Raw genomic sequence first — 15,016 nt, 5'->3', positions numbered from 1 at the left:
AGGGGGCAGCTTGTGAAGTCCGTTCGAAGTGCCCGAGTCAGCCAGCCGCCCCGCCCGCGCCTCCGGCCTTGTCCCGCCCGCGCCTCCGGCCTTGTCCCGCCCGCGCCTCGGGCCTTGACCGCCCGCGCCTCCGGCCTCGTCACGCGTCGGCCTGGCCTGGCCTCGTCACGCGTCGGCCTGGCCTGGCCTCGTCACGCGTCGGCGTGGCTCGGCCCGGCCTTGGCTCGGCCCGGCCTTGGCTCGGCCTGGCTTGGTACGGCCTGGGTGTGCGGGGTGCCGTTCAGCAGGGGGCTGGGGTGGGGTGGTGGACAAGCCGGTCGGGTGGGAGATGCGGGGCTGGAGCGGCTGGTCGTCGTACGTTGGGTGCGTCACTTCCATGTACGACGCGTTCGGCCGCAGGCTACGGAGGCTGATGGCCGTGCGCCCGGGGTGGGGGCCGGACTCGTTGTCCTCTGCGGTCTCGTCGTTCGCCGTGGTCATCGGAGGTGGGATCTAGATCTCTGGAGAGTCATGAAGAAGCCGGTGCAGTCGAGCGACGGCGGGCCCGCAGTGCAGGTGATGCTCTCACCTGCCAACGTCTGGCGTGCCGGGCTTGCCATGGCGGCCGTCGTCGCGGTGGCGTTCTTCGTCCGGTTCGTGATCACGGACGCGGGTGCGCTGATCGCCATGCTGGTGATGGCCTGGTTCCTCTCTCTGGCCATGGAGCCCGCCGTGCGGCGCATGTCGCGGCACATGCGCCGAGGCAGAGCGACGCTGCTGGTGATGACGTTGTTCATCCTGGCATTCGTGATCTTCATGGTCCTGTTCGGCAGCATGTTCGTGCAGCAGGTCGCGGTGCTGCTGAAGGCTCTGCCCGACGTCATCGCGGGCGTCGTCGAGTGGGTCAACGCCCGTCTCGGCACTCGTTATGAGATCTCCGACATTCTCAAGTCCATCAAACTCACCCCGCAGCAGGCGGCCGAGTACGCGCAGGGCGCGCTCGGCGGGGTGCTGGGGCTGCTGGGCACGGTGACCGGAACGCTGTTCAACCTGTTCACCCTGGCGCTGCTGACGTTCTACTTCTCGGCGGACGGGCCGAGGCTGCGGCGGTGGCTCGCGCAGTTGCTGCCCGGCCGGCTCCAGCAGGTCTTCATCAGCGTCTGGGACGTCTCCACGATCAAGACCGGTGGGTACGTCTCCTCCCGGCTCATCCTGGCCGCCATCAACGGCACGGCGTCGGCCCTGGTGTTCCGGCTGCTGGACATGCCCTCCTGGCTGGCGCTCGGTGCGTGGACGGGGCTGGTCGCCCAGCTCGTGCCCACCATCGGCACCTACATCTCCATCGCCCTGCCGGTGGTGGTGGGACTGGTCTCGTCACGTCCCTGGGTCGGTCTGGCCGCGCTGGCGTGGGGCGTCGTGTACCAGCAGGTGGAGAACCTGACGCTGGAGCCGAAGATCAGCTCGCGGGCGGTGGACATCCATCCCGGGGTGTCCTTCGCCGCCGTGATCGCGGGGGCGTCGCTGTTCGGCGCGATGGGCGCGCTGCTGGCCATCCCCATCGTGGCCATGCTGTTGTCGCTGATCGACACGTTCGCCACCCGTCAGGAGCTGCGGGAGGCCATGGCCGCCGAATCGGCGCCGCCGAAGGGTGGAGGCGGAGGAACGTCCTCGAAGGACGGCCCCGGCTCGCCGCCGCCGAAGTGACGTGGACCGGAGCGGATCGACGATCGTTCCGGCAGGCTGCCGAGCGGAGACGCCCCGGGCCCTCCGGCCGGTGTCACGTGCGACGGTACGGGCGGTGGCCGGTCAGCCGCGGGGATAGCCGGGGATCTGGCGACGTTGGGTCGCGGTGCCGATCCAGTGGAAGAGGTCCAGCGCGACCGATACGGCGATCCAGAACCAGTCCGCGCCTCTCAGGCCGACGCCGGGCACGTACAGGATCACGTACATCAACGTGGTGAACGGCAGGAAGATCAGCCCGAGGAGAGGCCAGATCCACGTGTGGAAGGCGGCGCTGACCAGAGCGGGCCGCGCCACCCAGATGATGAAAACGGCAAGTCGCGGAAAGAGGCCCGCGAAGATCGCGAACAGACATCCCATGGCGGCCCACGTCCCTCCATCACGCCTCGCCGGAAGGTAGGCGAAGTGGATGGTCCCCGCCACCGGGGCTGCTCATCCTCGACGTTGTGCATGGAAAGTCCCTGCTTCGATTTGCCTGCCCGGGTGCTGTCTCGGCGCACTGAGGGTTATTTCCGAAAAATGCACACATTTGCTTGAGGGAAGTCTTTGCCTTCTCGCGGTGGCCGCCCGATCGGGAACAGGGGATCAGAAGCATGGACGGCGGCTTGGCAGGGCGATGCCGTCATATATGCCGTGATGCGGCCGTTGCGGATCTTCCGCTGGGAGTCCCGGGTCATGGGGGCCTGTCCGCTCGGAGAGCCGGTCACGGACCGGTTTCCCGGCGGCGACCCGCACTGCTTTCCGGGGCGTCCGCAGCTGCTCGTCGATGCAACCGATCAGGAGGAACAAGCCCAATGAGCAACCTCATCGCGATCTCCTATCCCGACCTCCCCACCGCCATCGCCGTACGTGACCGCCTCGCCGACCTGCAACGGCAGAACCTGATCACGATGGAGGACGTGGCCATCGTCGAACGCCGGGCCGACGGGACGATCAAACTCCACCAGACCAGCGGTACGACGGGTATGGGTGCGGCCGGCGGAGCGCTGTGGGGTGGCCTGATCGGGATGTTGTTCTTCGTGCCGCTCTTCGGCATGGCGATGGGCGCCGCCACCGGAGCGGCCGCCGCAGCGATGACCGACGCCGGCGTCAACGACGAGTTCATGAGGGAAATCGCCGGAAAGCTCGAACCCGGCACCGCCGCGCTGTTCGTCCTGGTCGTGCAGAGTACGCCGGACAAGGTCATCCCGGAGATCCAGTCGTACGGCGGACATGTCATCCAGACCTCGCTCAATCGTGAGGAGGAGGCGCAACTGCGCGAGATGATGGAGGGGATCGGCGCCCGGTGAACGGAACGCCGCACGCCGCCACGGATCCGCGGTGCGCCCGCCCCGCCCCGCCCCGCCCCGCCCCCGCCTCGCCCTGCCATGCCTCGCCTCGCCTCGCCGCGTGAGCGCGGCGCGTTCGCTTCGTCGCGAGGGTGAGAGTTGAGCACCCTTTGTCCAAGGGGGTCCGGTCATCATCAAGAGAGGTCGTCATGGGGAAGGTGCCCGATCCGGCCGACGGTCATCGGTCGCCGGCCGAAGGCGCCCACAGGGACTACACCGGTGCGGTCTACGGATCACTGCTCGCCGCCTCCGTGGTGGCCGGTGCCGCGTCGCTCGGCAGGTTCCCGCGTCTGGAGATGATCATCCTGCTGCTGGGGACCAGCACGGTGTTCTGGGCCGCTCATGTCCACGCCCGCCTGTTCGGCGCCCGTGCGGTCTTCCAGAGCATGAGCGTGGCCGACATCCGCCGGGCCTGCGCCGAGGAGTGGCCGATCGTCACGGCGGCCGTTCCGCCGGCCGTCGCCGTGGCCGTCGGGCCGTTGCTGGGCCTCGAACCGCAGGGCACCGCCTGGCTGGCCATCGGGGTCGCGGTGGCCGGGCAGGTCGGCTGGTCGGCCGCGGCGGCCGTGGGGATCGGCGCCTCCGCTCGCATGGTGCTGGTCACGAGCGTGATCAATCTGCTGCTCGGGCTGGTGATCGTGGTGCTGAAGGCCGCGTTCCACCATTGACCGGACGCCCGCCGGGACGGCCGCTCCGACCGCAGAGGCGGCCGGTCATCCGTGGCGACGGCCGCCACGGAACCGGCCGCCACGGAACCGACCGCCAGGGAGGCGGGCAGCACGGAGGCGGGCAGCACGGAGGCGGCGGGCATCATGCCGGATTCACATCGGGGTGGTCATGCGCAGGTGGATGATGTGCCGCAGTGATCCCGTCCTTGAAGGGGCCGGCGCCGGTTCGTACGGCGATGGCGCCGCCCCCGTCGCCACCGATCGAGCTCGGCGAGCGCGACGGCGGGGTGGACCGTGACCGGACCCGCAGCCCCCGGGAGCTCGGCCGCCTTCGCGAAGAGCCCGCTGACCCCGCTGGCCCTCGCCCAGTTCATCTGCAGCTTCGCCGGCTCGAACATGAACGTGATGATCAACGACATCGGCCGGGACCTGAACACCACGGTGAAGGGCGTGCAGAGCACGATCACGCTCTTCCTGTTGATCATGGCCGTGCTGATGATCCCGTGCAGCAAGCTGACTGATCGCTGGGGACGCAAGAAGTGTTTCCTCGCGGGCCTCACCCTGTACGGGATCGGCGCTCTGACCAGCGCGTTCTCGCCCAGCCTCGCGGTGCTGATCCTCGGCAACTCGGTTCTCGAAGGGGTGGGGACAGCGTTGCTGATCCCGCCCGTCTACATTCTCGCGACGATGGCCTTCGACGATCTGCGGTCGCGGGCCCGCGCCTTCGGCCTGATCAGCGGACTGGGAGGTGTCGGCGCGGCCGCGGGCCCGCTGATCGGCGGTTTCATCGCGACGGCGATCACCTGGCGTGCCGCGTTCGTCTTCCAGGCGGTGGTGGTCGCGGTGATCGTCTTTCTCAGCCGCCGGATCGCCGACCCGGTGCCGCCGGATCCGACCCGGCCCTTCGACACCGCCGGCGCGGTCCTGTCGGCCGTCGGCATGTTCTTCGTGGTGTTCGGGATCCTCCAGGCCGGCAAGAACGCCCTGCTCATGACGGCGTTCCTCGTCGTCGGAGTGGGCTTCCTGATCTGGTTCTTCCTGCACATCCGGGCCCGGGAACGCGCCGGGAAGGAGCCGTTGCTCACGACGCGCCTGTTCCGGAACCGTACGTCCGATCTCGGCCTCGTCACCCAGAACATGCAGTGGCTGGTGCTCATGGGGACGTCCTTCGTGGTCGCGGTCTTCCTGCAGAAGGTCCGCGGGTACAACGCCGTCCAGACGGGTGTCGTCTTCACCGCGGCGACCGCGGGCATCCTGGTGAGCTCCCTGGCGGCGGAGCGGCTCACCAAGAAGCACGCCCAGAAGAACCTGATCTCGGCGGGTTTCGCCATGACCGTGGCCGGGATCGTCGTCCTGCTCGCCCTGGTGGAAGCGTCGTCGCGGGTCGTCGCCTTCGTGCCGGGGCTGTTGCTGATCGGGCTGGGCGTGGGCGTGATGCTCACGCCGTCGGTCAACGTCGTGCAGTCCAGTTTTCCCGAGGAACAGCAGGGCGAGATCTCCGGATTGTCGCGCAGCGTGTCCAATCTCGGCTCGTCGTTCGGCACGGCGATCGCCGGCACGATCCTCATCTCCGGGCTGGCCGAAGGGAACCGGTCCTACGCCCTCGCCATGATCGCTCTTGCGATATTCGCCCTGGTGGGCCTGGCCGCCGCGATCCGGCTCCCCGCCGACCCCGGTGACGCCGACCCCCGGTGACGCCGAGACGCCGAGACGCCGAGACTCCGAGACGCCGAGACGCCGAGACTCCGAGACGCCGAGACTCCGAGACGCCGAGACGCCGAGACGCCGAGACGCCGTGCGCGGTCTACCGCCCGCCCGGTTCGGCACGGTCGAGTTGTTCGTCGAGGGCGACGGCCGCGGCGATGAGCGCCAGATGGGTGAACGCCTGCGGGAAGTTGCCGAGCTGCGCGCCTGACGGGCCGATCTCCTCGGCGAACAGGCCGACGTGGTTGGCGTAGGTGAGCATCTTGTCGAAGGCGTAACGGGCCTGCTGCAGCCGTCCGGCGCGGGCCAGGGCCTCGACGTAGAGGAAACTGCACAGGTTGAACGTCCCCTCCGACCCGCGCAGGCCGTCGGGGGAGGCGGCGGGGTCGTAGCGGTAGACGAGGCTGTCGCTGACCAGCTCCTGGTCGATGGCGTCCAGGGTGCTCAGCCAGGCCGGGTCGCGGGGGGAGATGAACCCGACCCGGGGCATGAGCAGCAGCGAGGCGTCCAGCACGTCGGTGCTGTAGTGCTGGACGAAGGCCTGCCGGTCAGAGCTCCAGCCGCGGTCCATGATCTGGTTGAAGACGGCGTCCCGGACACTCATCCAGCGCACGAGGTCAGCGGGACGCGAGTGGGTGGTGGCCATCCGGATGCCGCGATCGAAGGCGACCCAGGTCATCAGCCGGCTGTAGGTGAACTCCTGCCGCCCGCCACGGGTCTCCCAGATGCCCTCGTCGGGACGGTCCCAGGTGTCGGCCAGCCAGTCGAGCAGCTCGGCGAAGGACCGCCAGCCGCGGATGCCGCCGATCTCCTGGGCCTGGGCCAGGGCGTCGGCGACTTCACCGTAGATGTCGAGCTGGAGCTGATCGGAGGCGGCGTTTCCGGCCCGTACCGGCCGGGAGTGCCGGTATCCCGCCAGATGGTCGAGCACTTCCTCGGTCAGATGGGGATCCCCGTCGATCCGGTACATGATCTGCAGTGGCTCGCCGGAGGCGCGGCCGGCGAGAAGCCGTTCATGCAGCCACGTACGGAACGCCTGGGCCTCCTCGACGAAGCCGAGGCCGATCAGGGCCCGGACGGACAGGGAGGCGTCGCGGACCCAGGTGTAGCGGTAGTCCCAGTTGCGTTCGCCGCCGATCTGCTCCGGCAGCCCCATCGTGGCGGCGGCGATCGGAGCGCCGGTGGGCGCGTACGTGAGGAGTTTGAGAGTGATCGCCGACCGGTTCACCATGTCACGCCAGCGACCCCGGTACCGGGACGCGCGCAGCCAACCGTGCCAGAAGGCGCGGCAGGCCTCGAAGCTGTCGCGGATCCCGTCGGCGGTCACGGGCGGCACGGCCTGGTCGTCGCCGCTGCAGCTGGTCAGGACGATAGCCGCCGTCTGGCCGGCGTGGAGGGTGAAGTCCGCGACGATGTCCTCACCGTCCGGACGCAGGGTGACAGGGCCGGCGGCCTGCAGGTGGAGGTTCGTGCCGGGGCCCTGGAAGACCGCCGATCCGGCGTCGCCGAGCGCGAGGGTGTGCGGTGCCCGCCCGTAGTCGAAGCGGGGACGGCAGGAGAAGACGAAGGGCAGGCTCCCGCGGACCACCCGGACGAACCGCACCAGGCGGTGCCGGCCGGAAGGGGTGCTGGAGGTGTTCGGCTCCATGAAGTCGGCGACCTCGCCGACGCCGCCGGAAGCCATGAACCGGGTGACGAGGACGGCGGTGTCCGGCAGGTAGAGCTGCCGCACGGCCGCCTCGTCGCTGCCCTCCATGTCGGCGGCCAGCCGGCAGTGGCCTCCGCGCTCGCTGTCGAGGATGGACGCGAAGAGGCTCGGGGAGTCGAACCGGGGCGTGCACCACCAGTCGATGGTGCCGTCACTGGAGACGAGCGCGGCGGTCTGCAGGTCTCCGATCATGCCGTGGTCCGCGATCTGCGGGTAGCCGTTCATCGATGCCTCCGTTGTTCGCCGGACATACCGGACGACTGCCTCCGGACGTGTCGACTGAGCGACCGTCACCGGGGGGACGGAGCAGCCTTTTCAGGCTAACTCCTGGTATCGCCGGAAGTCATCCAGGGTGACGACCGCGCGCCTCGGCCCGGCGATTCGCCGGATGGCGTCCAGGGGGTGGTTTCCTGGTGCGGTGCGTGAATACCGCTCGTGGGGAGCCCTCGCCCTGCTGCCCGTGCCGGGCGTGTCGCGCTGGCGTGTCGCGCGGTGGCTGCGCCGCGTCGTGGCGGGGGGCGTGGTGCCGGTGGTGCTTCTCGCCGGTGGGTGTGGCCGTCCGGAGGAGCGGGTGGTGCGGGGGCTCGGCTGGTCCGACTGTGGGGACGGCTTCGAGTGCGGGACGTTGCGGGTGCCGCTCGACCACGACCGTCCCGACGGTGAGCGGCTTGAGCTGGCGATCGTCCGGCTGCCCGCGACGGGCGACCGGATCGGCTCGCTGGTGCTGAACCCGGGTGGGCCGGGGGCGTCCGGGGTCGAGTACGCCAGGGCCGCCCGGCTGGTGGTGGGCGAGAAGGTGCGGGAGCGGTTCGACGTCGTCGGGTTCGATCCGCGCGGGGTCGGCCGGTCCGCGCCGGTCGAGTGTCTCGACGACGAGGCTCTCGACGCCTTCGTCGCCATGGACACCACCCCCGACACCCCTGAGGAGCGAGGTGCGCTGGAGACTTCGGCGCGGCGGTTCGCGGACGGCTGCCGGAAGCACTCGGGCCGGCTCCTGCCCCACCTGGGCACCGTGGACGTGGCCCGCGACCTGGACCTGCTGCGCCAATCCCTCGGCGACCAGAAGCTGACCTATCTCGGCAAGTCGTACGGCACCTTTCTCGGGGCCGTCTATGCCGACCTGTTCCCCGGCAAGGTGCGCGCGCTCGCACTGGACGGCGCCCTCGACCCGGCCGACTCGCGGGTGCTGGTCAACACCGAGCAGGCCGTGGGGTTCGAGCAGGCGCTGCGCGCGTACGTCGAGGACTGCCTGGGCGACCGCGACTGCCCGTTCGCCGGCCGGCCGGTCGAAGAGGCGACGGACGAGGTCGGGGCCCTGATCCAGCGCGCGGACACCCGGCCCCTGGAAGGCGGCGGCCGGCGGGTCACCGAGGCGCTGGCCACCCTCGGCGCGCTGACGCCGCTCTACGACCGTGCCTCCTGGCCGGAACTCACCGAGGCGCTACGCCGGGCGCTGAACGGCGACGGCTCACTCCTGCTGCGCAACGCCGACCAGCTCGCCGGCAGGCAGGACGACGGCACCTACTCCAACCAGCTGGCGGCCAATCTGGCGGTGAACTGCGTCGACGGCCCGTATCCGGCGACGGCCGCGGCGTTCGCGGAGGATGCGGCGCAGGCGTCCAGGAAGGCGCCCCGGTTCGGGGCGTACATCGTGTGGTCGTCCTTGCCGTGTGCGTTCTGGCCGGCTCGGTCCACCTTCTCGCCGCACCGCCTGACCGCCGCCGGGGCTCCTCCGATCCTGGTCGTCGGCACGAAACGGGACCCGGCGACGCCGTACGGGTGGGCTCGGGCGCTGGCGGGTGAGCTGCGGTCCGGCGTGCTGCTGACCTACGACGGCGACGGGCACACCGCGTACGGGAACGGCTCTTCGTGTGTGGACGACGCCGTGGACCGGTATCTCGTGGAGGGGGCGCCGCCGAAGGACGGCGCGATCTGTCCGGGCATCCGGTGATCGGGAGGAGCAAGAACCCTTAGATCTCCTGTAGACTCTTCCAAGCCGTACAGGCACGCCGCCTTAGCTCAGTCGGCCAGAGCACTTCACTCGTAATGAAGGGGTCTGGGGTTCGAATCCCCAAGGCGGCTCCAGTTCAAAAGGCCCTCCCGGTTCGTCCAGGAGGGCCTTTTGCATGGGCGTACAGCGGCCGGCCGAACTGACCGCCTCGGCGTACGGGGTGCCGGCCGGTTGACGGGGCTGTCGGTCCGCCTGAGCGGGCGGGGGAGACCTCGGGAGATGGAACGCGCCCACCGTCGTCCGGGCGGTCATGATCGAACTGCGTTCCTTGAGACAACCGAATGGGATGACGAAATCCCATCTGAGACCCGCCAGGTGAGGGAACTCAGCTTGCCAGTGTGCCACTGGTCGAGCTGAGCCCCCGCTTGCTCGACCCGAGCAGGCGGAGGAGTGCGGGTCATGCAGTTGTCGGTGTTCGTGATCGCGGCCGTTGTCACGCTCGCGATTCCCGCCGTGGCGATGACGGTTGTGACGATCGTCGCGCTCCGCGGCACGCGGCCGGATGAGCGGCCTGAGATCCTTCGTGCCCTCGCGGTCCTGGCGCGGGCGAATCGCGGCTCGATCTCCGAATTGGCGCAACGCAGGCGACTGCCGTCCTCCCGGGCTGCGGAGAATGCCGGGCGGGAGCGGGCGTAGTGGCCGGTGTGCGCGGGTGGGGTCACTGTGTGTGCCGGGAGGAGGGAAGGGGACTGTAAACGTAAGGTGATTGATCGAACACCATGAGTTGCGACATGGTGCATGAGCCCTGTTCAACGCACCCCCGGAGGGACACTCATGCTGGTTCGTCGCCTTCTGTCTGGAGCCGTCCTCGTCGTCACCGTCAGTGCGGGACTCGTTCTGCCCGCCGCGGCTTCCGCTCCGAACCCGATGTGCATCGACGTCACCAACGACCGCGGTAACGGGGTCCGGATCTATCAGTGGGAGTGTCAGGCCAACAACAACAATCAGAGGTTCGTGATCGACGGGGGTCAGATCAAGATCAAGGACACTCTGGGGACGTCGCGGCCGATGTGTGTCGATGTCACCAACGACCGCGGTAACGGGGTCCGGATCTATCAGTGGGAGTGTCAGGCCAACAACAACAATCAGAGGTTCGTGATCGACGGGGGTCAGATCAAGATCAAGGACACTCTGGGGACGTCGCGGCCGATGTGTGTGGACGTCACCAATGACCGCGGTAACGGGGTCCGGATTTATCAGTGGGAGTGTCAGGCCAACAACAACAATCAGAGGTTCGTGATCGACGGGGGTCAGATCAAGATCAAGGACACTCTGGTCTGAGCCGGCGGCTCGGTGGCGGGGGCCGGTCCGCGGTGATCGGACCGGCCCCCGCCGTCCTTGTGCCGGACGCAGGACACCGGACACCGGACACCGGACATCGGACGCCGGACTGGTGACGGGGGCAGAGGTCAGGTAGTGAAGTCCCGGACGAGGGTGACGAAGTCGTCCGGGCGTTCGACGCTGGAGACGTGACCGGTGTCGAGTTCGAGGTAGGAGCTGCCGGGGATGGCGGCGTGGAGCTCGCGGGAGTTCTCCACCGGGATCAGGCCGTCGCGGGCGGCGCCGACGACCAGCGTGGGGGCCGTGATGCCGGGCAGCAGGTGGCGGAGGTCGACGCGGCGGCCGAGGTCGATCTGGCGCAGGCGGTTGGGGTGCGGCCGGAAGTACGTCGCCCGGCTCTCCAGGTCCTCGGGGCCGAGGGAGTTGAGGTAGCGGCGGCTGAAGGCGGTCAGCATGGAGAAACGGGCGAAGGCGTCCGGGGTGCCGGCCAGGCCGAGCCAGGTCTGCAGGGCGGTGCGCAGGTAGGCGTCCTCGGTGTGGGCCCAGCCGGAGACCGGGATGAGGCGGCGGACGAGTTCGGGGCGGGTGGCGGCGAGGGACAGGGCGACCACCGCGCCCAAGGAGAACCCGAGCAGGTCCACGGGGGCCTTGTCGGAGTCCTCGATGACGGCCGCGAGCTGCTCGGTCAGGCCCTCGACGGTCAAGGGGGCGCCGTCGTCCTCGACGAGGTCGCTGCCGCCGAGGTCGGGCAGGATCACGGTGTTGCGGTCGGCGAAGCGCTCGGCGACGCCGTCCCAGGTCGACGACCCCGGGCCGGTGCCGTGCAGGAGCACCAGGCCGGGGCCGTCGCCGACGGTGCGGTAGGCGACGCGGGTCCCGGAGACGGTCAGGTGTCGGGTCATGGGCGCCACCGTGCCACCCGGCGTCGCGGATGAGGAGCGGACCGGATTCCCTAGGACAGACAGTCCTGGACTGCGATATTTCGCGGTATTGCAGGATGGGCTCATGGATCGTGCGGAGCTTGCTGACTTCCTACGCCGCTCGCGGGAGCGGCTGTTGCCCGGCGAGGTGGGGCTGCCGTCGGGGCCGCGTCGCCGTACGCCGGGGCTGAGGCGGGAGGAGGTGGCGCAGCTCGCGGGCATGTCGGCGGACTACCTGATGCGGTTGGAGCAGGCGCGCAGCCCGCAGCCGTCCACCCAGTTGCTGGGCGCGCTGGCGCGGGCGCTGCGGCTGACGGGCGACGAACGCGACCACCTCTACCTGCTGGCCGGGCACCGGCCGCCGGCCGGGCCGCGGGCGGGAGAGCACGTCAAGCCGAGCCTGCTCTACCTGCTCGACCGCCTCGTCGGCACGCCCGCGCAGGTGCTCAGCGACCTGGGTGACGTGCTGGCGCAGAACGCCATGGCCGAGTCCCTGTTCGGGTGCAGTTGCACGGTCGAGGAGCCCGATCGCAACATCGTGTGGCGCTGGTTCACCGACCCGTTCAGGCGCGCGGCCTACCCGGAGGAGGAGCACGCCGAGCGCTCCCGCGTGCACGTGGCCGACCTGCGCGCGGCGGTGGTCCGCCGGGGCAACGACGAGCCGGCCCGCGCCCTGGTCGAGCGCCTGCGCCGGGCCAGCCCGGAGTTCGTCTCGTTGTGGGAACGGCACGAGGTCGCGGTACGCCGGGGCAGCCGCATGCGGGTCCGGCATCCGGCCATCGGCGCGATGGAGTTCGACTACGAGGTGCTGCTGGCCCCGGCCGAGGACCAGCGGCTGCTGATCTTCACGCCGCCGCCCGGGTCGAAGACGTTCGAGGCGCTGGAGCTGCTGCGGGTGGTGGGGCCGGAGACCGTGCACCGGAGCCACCGGTAGCCGTACGGGAGACGCCGCGTCAGCGGGCGCGTCAGGACGGCGACGGTCCCGTGTCAGCGCGGCCGGGGATGGTTGAACCATCACCGGTTCGGGGAATCGGCCCGAAGGCTCTGAAAGGCGTACGAATCATGACGAACGACAGCGTTTCCGTGGACAACGTGGCCGAGCGCCCGGAGCTGCAGAAGATCCTCCAGGAGATCGTGGACGCCGGTTTCGTCGGCGTGCAGATGCGGGTGAACGACGAGCGGGGCGAGTGGGTCGGCACCGCCGGGGTGCGCGAGCTGGGCGGCCTGGCCGAGCCGCCGGCGGACGGGCGGTTCCGGGTCGGCAGCGTCACCAAGACCTTCACCGCGGCCCTGGTCCTGAGCCTGGTGGCCGACGGCGTGCTCGGCCTGGACGATGTCGTGGACGACCACCTGCCCGAGTTCGGGCTGGACCGGCGGATCACCGTACGGATGTTGCTCCAGCACACCAGCGGCGTGTTCAACTTCACCGGCGAGTACTACGAGGACGGCACCGTCGTGCCGGGGATCGTCTGGTCGGGCAAGGAATGGGTGGAGAACCGCTTCAAGACCTACCAGCCGCAGGAGCTGGTACGGCTCGCGCTGTCCAAGCCCGCCCGCTTCGAGCCGGGGGCGGACTGGAGCTACTCCAACACCAACTACGTCCTGGTCAGGCTGCTGATCGAGAAGGTCACCGGCCGGCCGCTGGCCGAGGAGATGCGGCTGCGCGTCCTGGACCCGCTCGGGCTGCCGGACACCGTCGTGCCGGACACCGACACGGAGATCGCCGGGCCGCACGCCCACGCCTACTACCGCTACGAGGAGGACGGCCAGGAAAGGACGGTCGACGTCACCCGTCAGAACCCCTCCTGGATCTCCACCGGCGGCGACATGATCTCCACCACCCGTGACCTGCACACGTTCATCTCCGGGCTGATGGGCGGCCGGCTCCTGCCGTCCTCGCTGCTGGACGAGATGCGCGCCGCGCATCCCAAGGTCGGCTACGGCCTGGGGGTGTTCGTCCAGGACGCGGACCCCGACACCGGCACCCTCATCACGCACAACGGCGGCATCTCGGGCTCGGCGGCGCTGATGTACAGCACGCCCGACGGCCGCAGGACCCTGACCGCCTCGGTGACCTACGTGGACGACGCCGCGATGTCCCAGGCCGCGGCGTTCCAGGAGGTCGTGCAGCGGCTGGTCAAGGAGGTCTTCGGCCAGGCGGCCTCCTAGGGGGCCGGGCCGGACGACGGGCGGCCCGTGCCGGTCCGCCGCGCCGGCCGGGCCGGACGGCGGGCGGCCCCGTGCCGGCCGCCGCGCCGGTGGTCCGCCGCCTTGACAGGGGCCCTTGCGCGCCAGGGGGAAATCGTCTAACTCTTAGGAAGGTTTCCTTTTTAATGGAAGGCTCGCAGAGTGGCCGCTACCCCCCGATCCGGCGCCCTGAAGCTCGTCCTGGCGGCCCTGTGCCTGCTGCTGGCCACCGCCTGCGGGGCGGCCGGAGCCCAGGCCCCTCCGGTGAACGCCCAGGACGTGATGTTCGTGCAGATGATGGTGCAGCACCACCGTCAGGGCATAGAGATCGCCAAGCTCGGCAGTCAACGGGCCACCGACGACCAGCTCCGGATCCTGGTGGCCGCCGTGGCCAGCACGCAGCAGGACGAGGTCGAGATGATGCTGCGCTGGCTGTACGCCTGGGAGCAGCCGCTCACCGCCGCCTCCGGCGCCCATGACCACCACGGCGGCATGCCGGAGACCGACCGCAAGCAGATCAGGGCGCTGAAGAAGTCGAAGTCCTTCGAGCACGACCTGATGACCCTGCTGATCGCGCATCAGGGCGACGCCATCAAGATGGCGGACACCGAGGTCGCCTCCGGCGCGGACCCGGCGGTCAAGGAGTGGGCGGGGCAGGTGCAGGCGTCCCGCAAGGCGCAGATCGACCTGATGAAGGACCTGCTCAAGCGCTGATCGGGGAAGATCCCCGGTCGGCGTAGACGTGCGTCGGATTAAGTGATTAGATCACTTGATATGTCCGAGGTTGCGCGGCCGACGCTTTCCGACGCTCTGACCGAGCGCATGCTGGAGCTCATCCGTAGTGGAGGGCACCGGCCGGGCGACAGGCTGCCCTCCACCAGGGAGCTCTCCCAGCGTTTCGCCGTCACCACCCCGACGCTGCGCGAAGCGCTGCGCAGGCTGGAGGCCACCGGAGCCATCGAGCTGCGGCACGGCTCGGGCATCTACGTCGGCGCCGACATCGAGCGGCTCGTGCTGCCCAACCCCAACATGCGCGAGATGCACGCCGCCCAGCTCCTCGAACTGCTGGGCGCGCGGATCGTGATCGAGCCGCCGCTGGCCGCCATGGCCGCCGAGCACGCCGAGGGCGCGGAGCTGGCCGCGCTCAAGCGGGTGCTCGACCAGGCCGGCCGGCACCTGCGCGGCGAGGACGCCGAGCTGCACGAGGCCAACATGTCCTTCCACCGGGCGACCGCGCGGATGGCGGGCAACAGCGTGCTGCACGAGGTCGTCGACTCGCTGCTCACCGTCCACGGGCCGGAGCAGCGGGAGATCCTGCAGATCTTCGACGACCGGCGCCGCGACTACGAGGAGCACCTGGCCATCCTGGAGGCCATCGAAGCGCGTGACGCCGCCGAGGCGCAGGCGCGCATGCGGGCCCATCTGGTCGACGTCCGGACCGTCGTCGAACAGAGGTTGCCACCCAGATAGAGCAAGTCCCCCCGAAAGAG

The 15,016-nt window shown here is 69.8% G+C and carries 14 protein-coding genes and 1 tRNA gene; 12 read left to right on the top strand and 3 right to left on the bottom strand.

Annotated elements, in window-relative coordinates; translation table 11 throughout:
* Positions 1 to 510 precede the first annotated feature (510 nt).
* A complete protein-coding gene (locus tag ACIBQ6_RS15030; protein WP_397212411.1) occupies positions 511 to 1,683 on the top strand; it encodes an AI-2E family transporter in 1,173 nt (390 codons plus the stop codon).
* A gap of 102 nt (positions 1,684 to 1,785) precedes the next feature.
* On the opposite strand, the gene ACIBQ6_RS15025 is transcribed toward ACIBQ6_RS15030, so the two are convergent.
* Entirely contained in the window at positions 1,786 to 2,142 is a 357-nt protein-coding gene (locus ACIBQ6_RS15025; RefSeq protein WP_397212409.1) for a hypothetical protein, read from the bottom strand.
* A 371-nt stretch (positions 2,143 to 2,513) separates the two neighbouring features.
* Here ACIBQ6_RS15025 and ACIBQ6_RS15020 point away from each other — a divergent pair, with 371 nt between their 5' ends.
* The 3 genes from ACIBQ6_RS15020 (at position 2,514) to ACIBQ6_RS15010 (ending at position 5,410) form a co-directional block, all read left to right on the top strand.
* Positions 2,514 to 3,008: a DUF1269 domain-containing protein gene (locus ACIBQ6_RS15020; RefSeq protein WP_358291499.1), complete on the top strand. Its 495-nt coding sequence runs from the start codon at positions 2,514 to 2,516 to the stop codon at positions 3,006 to 3,008.
* A gap of 188 nt (positions 3,009 to 3,196) precedes the next feature.
* Positions 3,197 to 3,715: a hypothetical protein gene (locus ACIBQ6_RS15015; protein ID WP_397212407.1), complete on the top strand. Its 519-nt coding sequence runs from the start codon at positions 3,197 to 3,199 to the stop codon at positions 3,713 to 3,715.
* A gap of 294 nt (positions 3,716 to 4,009) precedes the next feature.
* Positions 4,010 to 5,410, top strand: coding sequence for an MFS transporter (locus tag ACIBQ6_RS15010; RefSeq protein WP_397212405.1), 1,401 nt, complete (start codon positions 4,010 to 4,012; stop codon positions 5,408 to 5,410).
* A gap of 109 nt (positions 5,411 to 5,519) precedes the next feature.
* Here the strand turns inward: ACIBQ6_RS15010 and ACIBQ6_RS15005 are convergent, their stop codons facing one another.
* Entirely contained in the window at positions 5,520 to 7,352 is a 1,833-nt protein-coding gene (locus tag ACIBQ6_RS15005) for a glycoside hydrolase family 15 protein (RefSeq protein WP_397212403.1), read from the bottom strand.
* A gap of 193 nt (positions 7,353 to 7,545) precedes the next feature.
* Here ACIBQ6_RS15005 and ACIBQ6_RS15000 point away from each other — a divergent pair, with 193 nt between their 5' ends.
* The 4 genes from ACIBQ6_RS15000 to ACIBQ6_RS14985 all read left to right on the top strand — a co-directional run bounded on the left by ACIBQ6_RS15000 (position 7,546) and on the right by ACIBQ6_RS14985 (position 10,419).
* Entirely contained in the window at positions 7,546 to 9,078 is a 1,533-nt protein-coding gene (locus ACIBQ6_RS15000; RefSeq protein WP_397212401.1) for an alpha/beta hydrolase, read from the top strand.
* Positions 9,079 to 9,135: 57 nt separating this feature from the next.
* A tRNA-Thr gene (locus ACIBQ6_RS14995) sits at positions 9,136 to 9,212 on the top strand.
* Between the two features lie 325 nt (positions 9,213 to 9,537).
* Positions 9,538 to 9,774, top strand: a complete 237-nt coding sequence (locus tag ACIBQ6_RS14990) for a hypothetical protein (protein ID WP_397212399.1) — start codon at positions 9,538 to 9,540, stop codon at positions 9,772 to 9,774.
* A gap of 138 nt (positions 9,775 to 9,912) precedes the next feature.
* Positions 9,913 to 10,419, top strand: coding sequence for an RICIN domain-containing protein (locus tag ACIBQ6_RS14985; protein ID WP_397212397.1), 507 nt, complete (start codon positions 9,913 to 9,915; stop codon positions 10,417 to 10,419).
* A gap of 128 nt (positions 10,420 to 10,547) precedes the next feature.
* Here ACIBQ6_RS14985 and ACIBQ6_RS14980 read toward each other — a convergent pair whose 3' ends face one another.
* Positions 10,548 to 11,321 carry an alpha/beta fold hydrolase gene (locus ACIBQ6_RS14980; RefSeq protein ID WP_397212395.1) on the bottom strand — a complete coding sequence of 258 codons (774 nt, stop codon included), beginning with the start codon at positions 11,319 to 11,321 and terminating at the stop codon, positions 10,548 to 10,550.
* 103 nt (positions 11,322 to 11,424) lie between these two features.
* Between ACIBQ6_RS14980 and ACIBQ6_RS14975 the strand changes: the two genes are divergently transcribed.
* The 4 genes from ACIBQ6_RS14975 (at position 11,425) to ACIBQ6_RS14960 (ending at position 14,996) form a co-directional block, all read left to right on the top strand.
* Positions 11,425 to 12,273, top strand: coding sequence for a helix-turn-helix transcriptional regulator (locus ACIBQ6_RS14975; protein ID WP_397212393.1), 849 nt, complete (start codon positions 11,425 to 11,427; stop codon positions 12,271 to 12,273).
* 128 nt (positions 12,274 to 12,401) lie between these two features.
* A complete protein-coding gene (locus ACIBQ6_RS14970; protein ID WP_358291517.1) occupies positions 12,402 to 13,508 on the top strand; it encodes a serine hydrolase domain-containing protein in 1,107 nt (368 codons plus the stop codon).
* 180 nt (positions 13,509 to 13,688) lie between these two features.
* Positions 13,689 to 14,240, top strand: coding sequence for a DUF305 domain-containing protein (locus ACIBQ6_RS14965; RefSeq protein WP_397212390.1), 552 nt, complete (start codon positions 13,689 to 13,691; stop codon positions 14,238 to 14,240).
* 60 nt (positions 14,241 to 14,300) lie between these two features.
* Positions 14,301 to 14,996: a FadR/GntR family transcriptional regulator gene (locus tag ACIBQ6_RS14960; RefSeq protein ID WP_352318565.1), complete on the top strand. Its 696-nt coding sequence runs from the start codon at positions 14,301 to 14,303 to the stop codon at positions 14,994 to 14,996.
* Positions 14,997 to 15,016 lie beyond the last annotated feature (20 nt).

This window comes from Nonomuraea sp. NPDC049655 (assembly GCF_044465465.1).
Lineage (GTDB): Bacteria > Actinomycetota > Actinomycetes > Streptosporangiales > Streptosporangiaceae > Nonomuraea.
This window is presented reverse-complemented; position numbering and strand designations above follow the sequence as displayed.

Excerpts from the sequence above, each read along its gene's own strand:
- ACIBQ6_RS15030 (WP_397212411.1), top strand. The coding sequence starts at position 511 with ATGAAGAAGCCGGTGCAGTCGAGCGACGGCGGGCCCGCAGTGCAGGTG.
- ACIBQ6_RS15020 (WP_358291499.1), top strand. The coding sequence starts at position 2,514 with ATGAGCAACCTCATCGCGATCTCCTATCCCGACCTCCCCACCGCCATC.
- ACIBQ6_RS15015 (WP_397212407.1), top strand. The coding sequence starts at position 3,197 with ATGGGGAAGGTGCCCGATCCGGCCGACGGTCATCGGTCGCCGGCCGAA.
- ACIBQ6_RS15005 (WP_397212403.1), bottom strand. The coding sequence starts at position 7,352 with ATGAACGGCTACCCGCAGATCGCGGACCACGGCATGATCGGAGACCTG.
- ACIBQ6_RS14990 (WP_397212399.1), top strand. The coding sequence starts at position 9,538 with ATGCAGTTGTCGGTGTTCGTGATCGCGGCCGTTGTCACGCTCGCGATT.
- ACIBQ6_RS14985 (WP_397212397.1), top strand. The coding sequence starts at position 9,913 with ATGCTGGTTCGTCGCCTTCTGTCTGGAGCCGTCCTCGTCGTCACCGTC.
- ACIBQ6_RS14980 (WP_397212395.1), bottom strand. The coding sequence starts at position 11,321 with ATGACCCGACACCTGACCGTCTCCGGGACCCGCGTCGCCTACCGCACC.
- ACIBQ6_RS14975 (WP_397212393.1), top strand. The coding sequence starts at position 11,425 with ATGGATCGTGCGGAGCTTGCTGACTTCCTACGCCGCTCGCGGGAGCGG.
- ACIBQ6_RS14970 (WP_358291517.1), top strand. The coding sequence starts at position 12,402 with ATGACGAACGACAGCGTTTCCGTGGACAACGTGGCCGAGCGCCCGGAG.
- ACIBQ6_RS14960 (WP_352318565.1), top strand. The coding sequence starts at position 14,301 with ATGTCCGAGGTTGCGCGGCCGACGCTTTCCGACGCTCTGACCGAGCGC.